Origin of the sequence: Devosia sp. (assembly GCF_028290645.1) — a bacterium.
Classification (GTDB): Bacteria; Pseudomonadota; Alphaproteobacteria; order Rhizobiales; family Devosiaceae; genus Devosia_A.
The window spans coordinates 1-11,492 of record NZ_JAQGJL010000283.1 but is presented as its reverse complement, the minus strand read 5'-3'; the positions used below and the strand labels follow the sequence as shown (position 1 = coordinate 11,492).

Sequence of the window (11,492 nt, the reverse complement as noted above, 5' to 3'; positions counted from 1 at the left end):
GCGTCACCGGCGTTACCGCCTCGATCGGCAGCTCCAAGCTGGTGCTGACCTCGTCGAGCACCGGCGCTTCCTCGTCTGTCGCGGTGACCAACTTCTCCGAGACCGACGCCGACACCGACACCACCCTCACCGGCATCGGCCTCGACGCCGGTACGTCGGCGGCTGGTGTTGCGGCGGTCGCCCCCGGCGCGGTGAAGACCGTTGATGCTCTCGTCTCCGAGATCAACACCAACACGTCGCTGAAGGACAAGGTCCGCGCCTCCAACGACAACGGCAAGCTCCGCATCGAGAACCTCTCGACCGAAGCGCTGACCGTGACCGGCGTTGGCTCCGACGGTGAAGTCGACGGCAGCAGCACTACCGCCGAAATCGGTGGCAATGACGTCCGCAAAAACCTGGCCAAGCAGTTCAACGAACTGCGCGACCAGCTCGACAAGCTGGCTGATGACGCCTCGTTCAACGGCATCAACCTGCTGCGCGGCGACAAGCTCAAGCTGACGTTCAACGAGACGGGTACCTCGACCATCGACATCCAGGCCAAGGATTCCGACGGCGCGGCAACCTCGATCAACAACACCACGCTTGGCATCACCACCGTGGCCGACTCGGACCTCGACAGCGACTCGTCGATCGACGCGAAGCTTGGCACCCTGTCGGATGCTCTTGGTACCCTCAGGTCGCAGTCTTCGGCCTTCGGCTCGAACCTGTCGATCGTGCAGAACCGCCAGGACTTCACCAAGAACATGATCAATACCCTCGAGACCGGTGCGGCGAACCTGACGCTTGCCGACACCAACGAGGAAGCGGCGAACCTGCTTGCCCTGCAGACCCGCCAGCAGCTGTCCTCAACGGCGCTGTCGATGGCCTCGCAGGCCGACCAGGCCGTGCTGCGCCTGTTCTAACAAGCAAGTCGAAGACAGGACGAAGGCGGGCTCCGGCCCGCCTTTTTCTTTTTTGGGATTCCCTCGATTTGCCTTTGGCGATGAACAGATCGCCCGTCATCAAGGCGTCACGCGGTCGTCATATTCGACGGATGCTTGTGCGCAACAGGGATCGAGCATGAACAGCCACGGGATCGACTTTCACATTCTGACCGCCAATACCTCGACCGAGGCGTTCTCCGCCGGCCAGGTGATCTTCAATGCCGGCGACGAAGCTCGGCAGCTCTACCTGGTAAAGTCCGGCGAAGTCGAGATCCGCCTCGGCGACCGCGTACTCGAGACGGTCGGACCGGACGGGGTGTTCGGCGAGATGGCCCTGATCGACCATTCGTTCCGCAGCGCGAGCGCCGTTGGCAAGACCGCCGGCGAACTGGTGCCACTCAGCGAAAAGCAGTTCATCTTCCTCGTCGGCGAGACGCCCTACTTTGCGCTCAACCTAATGCGCGTCATGGCTCGCCGGCTCCGGGCCACCACCGCCGCGACGTCCTGAACACTCGCATTCGGATGCGCCGGTAGCGTTTTGGTGACGGGCGGCATGCAGTATGCTGGTCCACGGAATCACGGGGTCGGACCAACGGCATGTCCCTCAAAGTCGAGCTGAAGCCGGGCGAACGCCTGATCGTCGGCAATTGCGTCATCACCAACTCTGACCAGCGCACTCGCCTGTTCATCGACGGCAAGGCGCCAATCCTGCGTGAGAAGGACATCTTGACCTTCGAGACCGCAGACAGTCCCGCCAAGCGCATCTACCTGGCCGTCCAGCTCATGTATATTCACGAGAACGTCGAACGACTGACGCAGGACTATTTTCAGCTGGTGAATGACATCATCACCGCGGCGCCATCAACAATCCGCATTGTTGACGAAATCAATAACGAGATATTAACCGGCTCGCTGTACAAAGCTCTCAAGGCTGCGAAGAAGCTGATCCAGTACGAGCAGGAACTCCTCGGAAATGCAGAATAGTGCGGCGCTCGCCTACCAGCAGGTAGGCAGGCAGACGATCAATCCTCGTCTCCTCGAGGCGAATCTCCTCTCTCGAGCCGCCGGCCAGATGCAGCGCGTCAGGGACGACTGGGAGAACGAGCGCCACGACCTGACCGCCGCGCTGATGTTCAACCGTAAGCTGTGGACCGTCTTCCTCGGCTCGGTGACCGGCGACGAGAGCCCGCTCCCCAAGTCGCTGCGCGAGAACATCGCCAATCTCGGCCTGTTCGTGATGAAGCAGACGATGACCATCCAGGCTGAGCCGTCACCCAACAAGCTCACGGTGCTGATCAACATCAACCGCGAAATCGCCACCGGCCTGCGCGCCGGCCAGAGCTGATCGAGGCAACATTGCCGGCATGAAAAAGCCCGCGGTGACGCGGGCTTTTTCATTTGTCCCGGGCACGTAGCGCCGTTTACCTCATGTAGTTGACGAGCGACAGCTGGCTCAGCATCGCCGTGGTCTGGTAGCTGGCCTCGAGCCGCGTCTTCAGCGCCAGGATCTCCATGGCGATGGTCTCGGTCGGCGCCGTCTCCATACGCTCCAGCATGTTTCCAAGTTGCGCGGTGTGGTCGGTGTGCCGTTCGTCGATGGCGCCGGCAGTGCTCTGGGCCAGCCCCAGCTCCACCGTGATGGCAGCGAGAGATCCCGGATTGTTGTCCTTGGTGTCGGCTAGTCGCGCCGAGTTGCGCTGCATGAGTGACGTGTACCGCTCCTCCGAAGTCGGATCGGAATCCGGGAAGTTCTGCACCGCCACCGCGGCCAGCGTGCGGACCAGGTTGACGATGCCACTCTCGTTCGCCTGCACGCCATAGCCGACCACGGTCCCCTCGCCCACCCGGGCGGTCACCGAATTGCGGGGGTCCGGACTGTCTTCGCCCTTGTACCAGAGCATGGTGTTGGCAGAGGTGGCGGGAACGAGGCCCGTCGACGTGTCGTAGGGCGGGCCCGCAACGCGCATTACCTGCTCGCCCTGGCCGTTGAAGAAACTGTCCGCTGCAGCGAAGGCCGAGGCGGACACCAGCTTGGTCTCGGCCAGGTGCTGCACCGCCCCCGTGAGGGCCGTTCCGAAGCTCGCCGCGGTGGCATCGGCATCGGCGCCGATCTGGAACTCGCCGGCGATCGGTGTGCCGGTGGTCGCGGTCAGGCTGATCTGCTCTTCGGTGCCGTCCGGCATCGTGAAGCTGATTTGCACCTTGTCGCCAGCGACCGGCAGGGGCGTGCCGAACTGCACCGTGAGCTGCGGGGGGCTGCCGGCGGGTGGGGTGACCGCGATGTTCGCCGTCGTCGTCGAGATGGTGGAGAGCTTCATGCCGAACGGGTGGACGCCGTCCTCGGCCAGGGTCACCGTGTCCGTCGCCGAGGTGATGTCGAGCCGGCCCAGGTGATCGGTGCCGAGATCGGCCAGCTTCCGCTCGCCCGCCACCTGCTTGAAGCCCGCCCGCCCACCGACGCCGTTCAACAGGTCATAGGGTGTCTCCACCGGCCGGTCGTCGGTGCGGTTGCCGCCGAACAGATAGCGCCCGGCAATATCGGTATTCATCAGCGTGAGCACTTCGTCGAACCGCGACGCGGCGAGGGTCGGCGTGGTCTGGTAGTTGATCCCGGTCGTGCCGCCCCCACCGGAGATCGCCCCGGCCCGCGCGTCCGCCTCGACGGTATCGAGCCGGCTCATCACCGTGTCGAGCACCTCGAGCCGGAGATTCACCGTCGTGATCGACTGCTGATAGCCGTCGATCCGGGCGATACGCTGCCGCAGCGCCAGGTCGAAATAGCGGTCCGAGCCCATCTCGGCCAGCGTCGAGGCCTTCTCGCCCGACGAGAGCTGCGATTGCAGCTTGTCGTAGCGCTCCTTCATGGAGGTGATGTTCTTGATGCCGTTGGCGAGCGGGAACATCGTTTTGCCGACACTTGTCATAATGCGTTCCCTCAGACCTGCATCAACGAGTCCATGAGCTCCTGCGCGACCGACATCACCCGCGCATTGGCGGCGAAGGCGGTCTGCAGTTCCATCAGGCGCGCCATCTCCTCGTCGACATCGACGCCGTATTCGCTGTCGAGGCGCGTCCCCAGGGCATCGAGCGTCAGTTCCTGCGTGTCGCTGTCCGAGAGCGCCGCAGCTGCCGTGTTGCCCTGGAAATTGATCGCCTGTGCGATGAAGTCGCTCACCGTGCCGGCAAGCCGCAGGCTGCTGCTCGTTCCGGTCAACCCGAGCCCGCCGGCAAAGCGCATGCCGTCGAGATTCTCGGCGATCTGGTTGAGCCGGTCGGCATCGCCCATCGATGTCGTCGGGGTGTACTGGACCAGCAGCTTGTTGTCGGTGACGACGGCGGAGTTGACCGCGATGCGCCCGGCGAAACCGCGCTTCTGTCCGACCCCGTCGAGCGCATTGGTGAAATCGGTGTCGTTGTAGTCGACGAACAGCGAGAACCCGAGACCACCCGTCTGCAGGCCGGTCGCGGTGGTCCTGGTTTCGAGCGACAGCATGTCGGTGGTGCCGGCGGCACCGTCGTCCATGATCCGAAGCGTCGAGCCGGAGGGGTTTGAAACGACGAGGCCGCCACCGAGGCGCGATTGCAGCTGGCTCGCGACCGAGGCTGGTCCACCGGAGAAATCGAGCCCGATCACCCGCGCACCATTGGCATCGACATAGTCGATCGGCAGCTTGGTGGTATCGTCGACCCTCAGCACGCGGACGGTCTTTTCGGCCCCGCCCTGCAGGTACTTGAAGCTGAACTCGTTGCCGTTGCGGACACCCGAGATGTCGACCTCGTAGCCATTGGCCGGGCCGGCGGTCACCTGCGTGCCGGCCGTCACGTCGGTCGATATCGCCTGCGCCAGGGAACCGGCGATCTCATCGAGCTGGTCCTGCGCCTGCACCAACGACTTGTCGCGCAGCTCGATCAGGCCGGCGAGTTCCCCTGAGCTCAGGACGTTCTGCTTGACGATGTCGATCTCGAACCCGGCCGGCGTCATGATGGACAGCTTGCCCACGCCGCTCAATGCGTCGTCCGGGCTGAACCGCGAGTTGGCGTTGATGGCGCCGGCGCTCACGAACGAGAAGACGGAGGCCTCGCTGTCGAGGATGCCGACGCCTGAGCGGGTCATCAATGCGACGGAGTCGTCGCTGCGATAGCTGACGCGGATATCGAGCTGCTCCGACAGGCTCCCGATCAGGCGGTCCCGCTGATCGAGGAGCGTCGCCCGCGACCCCGGATCGATACCCTGATCCGAGAGCCGGCCGTTGATTTTTTCCAGCGATTGCAACTGGTTGTTGATGTCGTCGACGCTCGTCGCCAGCTTGTTCTCGATCTCTTGGCGGAGCGACTGGACGTCCGTGGTGAGCCGGTTCAGCGTCCCCGCCAGCACCTGGGCCTTCTGCACCATGTCGGCGCGGTTGGCGAAGCTGTCGGAACTCGTCGCGACGGCAGCTAGCGCCGTCTCGAAGTCGTTGTAGGCGCTATCGATCGAGCCGACCGTGCCGGGCTTGCCGAACAGCGTCTGCACCCGATCGAGGAAGCTCGCCCTGACGCTTGAGAAGCCGGTGTCGGACACCGCCTTGGTGTAGTGCTGCTGCAGGCTCTGGTTGAAGGTGCGGGTCAGCGCTCCTTCCCGGGCATAGGTGGAGTTTACGCCGAGCGTGTCGATGACGCTGATCGAACGCCGGTGATAGCCCGGCGTGCCCGAGTTTGCGACGTTGTTCGACAGCGTATCGAGCGCGCTCTGGCCTATCTTCATGCCCGAGAGCGCATTGCTCAGGGTTACCGACAGCCCCATTCCAGCCTACTCCAGCCAAGTTGGAGTCCGGCGCGACCTACGCGCCGGACCGTTCAGGATCCGCCTCAGCGGACCATGTTCAGCGCTTCCTGCAGCATCTGGTCGGCGGTCGACACGATGCGCGTGCCCGCCGCATAGGCCTGCTGGGTGACGATCAGCTTGGTGAACTCCTCGGAGATGTCGGTATTCGAGGCCTCGAGCGAGGAGGCGATGACCCCGCCGTTGTCGAGCAGCGGCTCGCCGGATTCCGAGGTCGCCGCATAGACGCCGCCATCCATGCGCTTCAGGGCGTTGACGGCGTTGAAGTTGGCGGTGACGACCTGGGCCACTTCCAGCTGCTGGCCGTTATTGTACGAGACCACCACGCGGCCATTGTCGTTGACCCCTACCGACACGTACTCGCCTGCCGCGTAGCCGTTCTGATTGAGCGTGGTCACCTCGGCGGTGCCGTTCTGGTCGGCGAACTGAGTCAGGCCATGGGCGCCGTGCTGCAAGCGCACATCGCCGATGGTGATTCCGTTCACGGTGAGGCCGGGCAGGTCGGTGTATTCGATCGCCGGATTGGGCGAGCCGTCGGCGCCGAAGGAATAGTCGCCGCCTACCTTCGTCCAAGCCGTCCCGGTACCTGTCGCCTCAGAATTGGTGAGGACGAACAGGTTCCAGCGCTCGCCGCCGCCATTGGCCGTGGAGTTCACCTTGGCCCAGCGCATCTGCACGTTGGTCGGCGCACCGTTGCCGGCATAGACGGTGATGGCGCCGCCTGAGATCGACTGCGAGACGAAGGCATCGGAGTCATCGGCGCTGATGGTGGGAACGCGCGCCGCGAGCGCGCTGGCCGCCGAAACCGTCGGATTGAAGGTGCCGTCGGCAAGGCCAAAGCCTGAACTTGAGGAGCCGATGGTGCCATCGGTGATGGTAATCGTGTCGTTGGCATCGGCGGCCGTCACGGTGATGGCACCGCTCGAGTTGCGCGCGATGGTGGTGCCGGCGGGGAGCTGCGCCTGGATCGCCGCGAGGAGCCCGTCGACCGTATTAGTCGGCGCGACAGAAATATCGATGTCCGCGCCCGTGGTGCCGCTGCCACTGTTGAAGGTGAAGTTCACCGGCACGCCGTTGACCGCAATCGTCAGCGGTTCGCCGGCCTGCACGATCGTCGACGACGCCGCCGATCCGACAGCCGTCGCGCCCGATACGGTCGCCGGCGTGTCCGGCGTCAGCGTGAGGAAGTCGGTGGCGGCAAGCAGCTCGCTGCCCGCAGACTGGGACTGCTGGTATTTCGCGGTCTTGGGGAGCTGCGGCAGGTTGAGCTCGTAGTTGACGGCCGTGGTCTGCTGCGCCGGCAGGAACGAGTTGGTGACGCGCAGCACCTGTGGCACGGAGCCGGAGATGTTCTGGGTCGTCGGATCGATCGGCAGGCCCTTGAGGTAGTAGCCGGAGCCGTTGACCATGTAGCCGTTCTTGTCGAGCTCGAAGTCCCCGCGGCGCGTGTAGTAGTTGGCGCCGGCGAATAGCGTGTCGCCGTCCGATTGGCCGATCGGTGGCTCGACGATGAAGAAGCCGTTGCCGCTGATCGCCATGTTGGTCTCGGTCGAGGTGCCCTTGACGTCGCCCTGGATGTTGTTGGTCGAACGCGACTGTGCCAGCACCGAGCCCGCCGTCTGCCGCCGCTGCGGGGCATCGGGGATCAGGTCGACGAAGTCGGTGTCGATGCGCTTGAAGCCGGTGGTCTGGCTGTTGGCGATGTTGCCCGAGATGTTCTCGAGCGCGAAAGATTGGGCGCGTAGCCCGGTGACTGCGGTCGAAAGAGCGCCGTAGATGCCCATAGTTTGCTCCATACCCCCAATTGGCGTGCGGACACGCGGGTTCGGCAGATATGATGCAAGGCGGATGCCAGATACGGAGGACGTTGAATTTGTTGGGTATTTTGCTCCAGCGATAACGGATGTGGCGAGAACAGGGCAAAAGAGTCCGGGGGAGGCGGCAGGAATTGCCGCCCGGGCGCTGCCCTTGTCGCATCGGCGCGCATCGTCTAAATCGATGCGCCAACCCGGACCCGCCCTATGCTGTTCAACTCCGCCGAGGAATTCCTGAGCGCGCCGAGTCACGCCGTGACGGTGTTCGGCATGGCCGGCGTCGGCAAGACCTGGCTGGCGGCACTGCTGCGCAAGCACCAGTGGTTCCACTATTCGGCCGATTACCGTATCGGCACGCGCTACATGGGCGAGTTCATCGTCGACAACTTCAAGGCCGAGGCCATGAAGGTGCCGTTCCTGCGCAACCTGCTGCGCTCGGACTCGATCAAGATCGACAGCAACATCACGTTCTCGAACCTAGCGCCGCTCTCGACCTATCTGGGGCGGCCCGGCGACGTGAAGCGGGGCGGGCTGCCGCTCGAGGAGTACCAGCGGCGCCAGGAGCAGCACCGGATCGCCGAGATCGCAGCTCTCGAGGACGTGCCCTATTTCATCGAGCGGGCCGACAAGCTGTACGATTATTCGAACTTCATCGCGGACACCGGCGGCTCGCTGATCGAGGTGGTGGACCCGGCCAACGCCGAGGATCCGGTGATCAGGGCGCTGACGGCGAGCACGCTGCTGCTTTACATCCGCGGCACCGAGCATGACGCCGAGGAGCTCGTCGGCCGCTTCCGCGAGCACCCCAAGCCCATGTATTATCAGCCGGATTTCCTCCTCGCGAAATGGGCCGAGTTCAAGAAGCTGAACAAGGTGAGGCTCGACAGCGAGGTCGATCCGGATGCTTTCGGCGCCTGGGGCTTCGAGGCGCTGCTGCGGGACCGGCTGCCGCGCTACCAGCAATTGGCGGACAATTTCGGCTACACCATCGAGGCCAGCGACCTTGCGACCGTGCGCGACGGCGACGAGTTCCTCGATCTCGTGGCGGGGGCGATCAGGAAGCGAATGCGATAGCGCCGTCACCGGCGCCGCTTCCCCTCCCCGATCGCAACCCCACTTAGAGGCACATCATGCCCATTCGCATACCTGACCACCTGCCGGCCCGAAAGACCCTCGAAACCGAGGGTGTCATGGTCATGGACTCCTCCCGCGCCGCGCGCCAGGACATCCGCCCCCTGCAGATCGGGCTGTTGAACCTGATGCCCAACAAGGAGCGCACCGAGACGCAGTTCGCCCGGCTCATCGGCTCGACGCCGCTGCAGATCGACCTGACGCTGGTGCGGGTCACCGACCACCAGAGCAAGAACACCTCCGAGGACTACCTCAAGAGCTTCTACTCGACCTGGGACGAGGTGCGCGGGCGCAAGTTTGACGGCTTCGTCGTCACCGGAGCGCCGGTCGCGAATATGCCGTTCGAGGAGGTGAAGTACTGGTCCGAGATGCTGGAGATCATGGACTGGACGGAAACCAATGCGCACCACACCATGTTCATCTGCTGGGGGGCACAGGCGGCGCTGCACCATTTCCATGGGGCCAAGCGCTACCGTATGCCCAAGAAGGCGTTCGGGGTTTTCCGGCACAAGCTCGCGGGCGGGCCGACGCCGTGGCTGCGCGGCTTCTCGGACAGCCCGATGATCCCCGTCAGCCGCTATAACGACATCGATAGGTCCAGTCTTTCCAATGACTTGCAGGTTCTCATCGACAATGACGAGATCGGCGTCTGCATGCTCGAGGACAAGGTCCGCCCGGCCCTCTACATGCTGAACCACCTCGAATACGACAACCGTTCCCTTGCGGATGAATACGAGCGGGACGTGAAGGCGGGGCTCAACCCGGAGCAGCCGGTGAACCTGTTCCCCAATGGCGACACGTCGGTGGAGCCGGAAAACCGCTGGCGCAGCCATGCGCACCTGCTGTTCCAGAACTGGATCAACGAGATCTACCAGACGACGCCGTATGACCTGGCGAAGATAGGACTGAACGAATAAACGAAATTCGTTCAGTTCGTCTGAGGTGACTTCTCCCAACCCACCGATGTCATCCCCGCGAAAGCGGGGACCTCTGTTTTTGCGGAGCCTCGGCAAACGGAGGTTCCCGCTTTCGCGGGAATGACCCGGTGGTAGCGGAGAGTTAGTGCCCTCTGCCGCTGGTGGTGGCGGGGCGTTAGTGCGCCTCTACCGTCTTCTTCAGCCCCGCCAGCATCATGGTCCAGTTCTTCTCGAACTCGGCCTTGGTCTTGGCGTCGATCTCGGTCTCCCTGCCCTCGTTGAACTGGCTGAGCGTCACCTTGGTGCGTTCGCCGGTCGCTTCCAGCTGGTACTTTACCACATGGTAGCTCGGCGGGCGTTTGCCGGAGCCGTCTTTGTCGCTCCAGTGCGAAAAGCTGAGTTCCCTCGCCTCGGAGAGAGTCTGGATTTCGCCGCGATCGGTAAAGCTCTTGCCCTCCCATTCGCCTGTGAACTTGATGGGATGGCCGATCTTCCAATCGGTATCGATCTCGGTGCCGGGGAACATGGCGCCCTGCTGCATGGCCTTCCAGACCTTGGCGGGCGGGGCGGCAATGGTCGTGTCGACTTCAACGACAGGTTTATGCATCTTGTCCTCCTTGGGGAGAGGGGAACGCGAGGAGCTGCCAAGGGTTGCGCCTTGCAATCGGCCCGCGACCGCCTACCTTCGCACGGGACTTGAGGAGCGCCCGTGCCGCAATCGCCGACCACCATCACCGACGAGATCGGCATCGCGCTGGGGAACCTCGCCGATGCGGCGGCCGCCCCGTTCACTCCTACCCTCCGCCTCGGCGTTACCGGGCTAAGTCGCGCTGGCAAAACGATTTTCATCACCGCGCTGATCCACAACCTCCTGACCGGCGGCCGGTTGCCGGGGTTTGCGGCGCTGACCGAGGGGCGGTTCATCGGGGCGCGGCTGGCGGAGCATCCGGACGCGGGAATACCGCGTTTTGCCTATGAGCAGCACCTTGCCGCGCTCACAGGAAAGCACCCGCACTGGCCGGAATCGACGAGGAAGATCAGCCAGTTACGGCTGACGCTGAAATTCCAGTCGAAGCGCTGGGTGTCGGGCATGTTCGGGCCGACGGTGCTGAATCTGGACATCGTCGACTATCCCGGCGAGTGGCTACTGGACCTGCCGCTGCTGTCATTGAGCTTCGCCGAATGGAGCGATCAGGCACTTTGGCGAGCAGAGCTGCCCCTTTCGCGTCCCGAAGCTGAACGGTACTTGAACCAACTCCAACAGTCGGATGCGTCGAAAGAGGCCACCGACGTCGATGCCGAACGGCTGGCAGCAGCTTTCACCGACTACCTGCGACGCAGCCGCGAAGATGGACGGGCCTTGAGCACGCTGCCCCCCGGCCGGTTCCTGATGCCCGGCGACCTCGAGGGCAGCCCCGCGCTCACCTTCGCCCCCCTTCCGTCGCCGGCCGGCCCGGTGCGCTCGTCGAGCCTCTACGCCATGCTCGAGCGCCGCTACGAGGCCTACAAGGCGATCGTCGTCCAACCATTCTTCCGCGATCATTTTGCGCGACTGGACCGCCAAGTCGTGCTGGTGGATACACTGCGCGCGCTGAATGCCGGGCCTGCGGCGGTCGCCGACCTCGAAACGGCGCTGACCGATATCCTCGCCTGCTTCCGGCAGGGCGACAACAATCCGTTGACACGACTGGTGGCGCGGCGCATCGACCGCATCCTGTTCGCCGCCACCAAGGCGGACCACATCCATTCCTCGAGCCACGACCGGCTGGAGGCGGTGATGAACCGGCTCGTCGCCGACGCGGCGCGCAAGGCCCTCTTCGCCGGTGCCCAGACCCGCTCGATGGCCATCGCGGCGATCCGTGCGACGCGCGAGAGCGTCATCGAG

General features: G+C 64.0%; 11 protein-coding genes. 7 read left to right on the top strand and 4 right to left on the bottom strand.

Annotated features, from left to right (window positions below; translation table 11 throughout):
• The 4 genes from JWQ89_RS15275 to flaF form a co-directional block, all read left to right on the top strand.
• The coding region (locus JWQ89_RS15275) for a flagellin (protein WP_299642364.1) at positions 1–902 on the top strand (902 nt) is incomplete at its 5' end.
• Positions 903–1,059: 157 nt separating this feature from the next.
• Positions 1,060–1,431, top strand: coding sequence for a Crp/Fnr family transcriptional regulator (locus JWQ89_RS15270; RefSeq protein ID WP_299642363.1), 372 nt, complete (start codon positions 1,060–1,062; stop codon positions 1,429–1,431).
• 89 nt (positions 1,432–1,520) lie between these two features.
• A complete protein-coding gene (gene flbT, locus JWQ89_RS15265) occupies positions 1,521–1,907 on the top strand; it encodes a flagellar biosynthesis repressor FlbT (protein WP_299642362.1) in 387 nt (128 codons plus the stop codon).
• Entirely contained in the window at positions 1,897–2,268 is a 372-nt protein-coding gene (gene flaF / locus JWQ89_RS15260; RefSeq protein ID WP_299642360.1) for a flagellar biosynthesis regulator FlaF, read from the top strand. Before flbT ends, flaF begins: the two co-directional genes overlap by 11 nt.
• Positions 2,269–2,344: 76 nt before the next feature.
• Here flaF and JWQ89_RS15255 read toward each other — a convergent pair whose 3' ends face one another.
• The 3 genes from JWQ89_RS15255 to JWQ89_RS15245 form a co-directional block, all read right to left on the bottom strand.
• Positions 2,345–3,826, bottom strand: a complete 1,482-nt coding sequence (locus tag JWQ89_RS15255) for a hypothetical protein (protein ID WP_299642359.1) — start codon at positions 3,824–3,826, stop codon at positions 2,345–2,347.
• Positions 3,827–3,858: 32 nt separating this feature from the next.
• Positions 3,859–5,706 (bottom strand): flagellar hook-associated protein FlgK, encoded by a 1,848-nt coding sequence (flgK, locus tag JWQ89_RS15250; protein WP_299642358.1) that lies wholly within the window; start codon positions 5,704–5,706, stop codon positions 3,859–3,861.
• 65 nt (positions 5,707–5,771) lie between these two features.
• A complete protein-coding gene (locus tag JWQ89_RS15245) occupies positions 5,772–7,529 on the bottom strand; it encodes a flagellar hook-basal body complex protein (RefSeq protein WP_299642356.1) in 1,758 nt (585 codons plus the stop codon).
• Between the two features lie 237 nt (positions 7,530–7,766).
• Here JWQ89_RS15245 and JWQ89_RS15240 point away from each other — a divergent pair, with 237 nt between their 5' ends.
• Together JWQ89_RS15240 and metA are read left to right on the top strand one after the other, a co-directional pair.
• Complete coding sequence (locus JWQ89_RS15240; protein ID WP_299642355.1) at positions 7,767–8,633, top strand: ATPase; 867 nt, start codon at positions 7,767–7,769, stop codon at positions 8,631–8,633.
• Positions 8,634–8,689: 56 nt separating this feature from the next.
• Complete coding sequence (metA, locus tag JWQ89_RS15235) at positions 8,690–9,607, top strand: homoserine O-succinyltransferase (protein WP_299642354.1); 918 nt, start codon at positions 8,690–8,692, stop codon at positions 9,605–9,607.
• 175 nt (positions 9,608–9,782) lie between these two features.
• Here metA and JWQ89_RS15230 read toward each other — a convergent pair whose 3' ends face one another.
• On the bottom strand, positions 9,783–10,214 hold the full coding sequence (locus JWQ89_RS15230) for an SRPBCC domain-containing protein (protein ID WP_299642352.1): 432 nt from the start codon (positions 10,212–10,214) through the stop codon (positions 9,783–9,785).
• Positions 10,215–10,316: 102 nt separating this feature from the next.
• Here JWQ89_RS15230 and JWQ89_RS15225 point away from each other — a divergent pair.
• On the top strand, positions 10,317–11,492 hold a 1,176-nt coding region (locus JWQ89_RS15225; RefSeq protein WP_299642350.1), incomplete at its 3' end, for a YcjX family protein.

What these genes read in the sequence shown, in the direction of transcription:
- JWQ89_RS15270 (WP_299642363.1), top strand. Translation starts at nt 1,060, where the DNA reads ATGAACAGCCACGGGATCGACTTTCACATTCTGACCGCCAATACCTCG.
- flbT (WP_299642362.1), top strand. Translation starts at nt 1,521, where the DNA reads ATGTCCCTCAAAGTCGAGCTGAAGCCGGGCGAACGCCTGATCGTCGGC.
- flaF (WP_299642360.1), top strand. Translation starts at nt 1,897, where the DNA reads ATGCAGAATAGTGCGGCGCTCGCCTACCAGCAGGTAGGCAGGCAGACG.
- JWQ89_RS15255 (WP_299642359.1), bottom strand. Translation starts at nt 3,826, where the DNA reads ATGTTCCCGCTCGCCAACGGCATCAAGAACATCACCTCCATGAAGGAG.
- flgK (WP_299642358.1), bottom strand. Translation starts at nt 5,706, where the DNA reads ATGGGGCTGTCGGTAACCCTGAGCAATGCGCTCTCGGGCATGAAGATA.
- JWQ89_RS15245 (WP_299642356.1), bottom strand. Translation starts at nt 7,529, where the DNA reads ATGGGCATCTACGGCGCTCTTTCGACCGCAGTCACCGGGCTACGCGCC.
- JWQ89_RS15240 (WP_299642355.1), top strand. Translation starts at nt 7,767, where the DNA reads ATGCTGTTCAACTCCGCCGAGGAATTCCTGAGCGCGCCGAGTCACGCC.
- metA (WP_299642354.1), top strand. Translation starts at nt 8,690, where the DNA reads ATGCCCATTCGCATACCTGACCACCTGCCGGCCCGAAAGACCCTCGAA.
- JWQ89_RS15230 (WP_299642352.1), bottom strand. Translation starts at nt 10,214, where the DNA reads ATGCATAAACCTGTCGTTGAAGTCGACACGACCATTGCCGCCCCGCCC.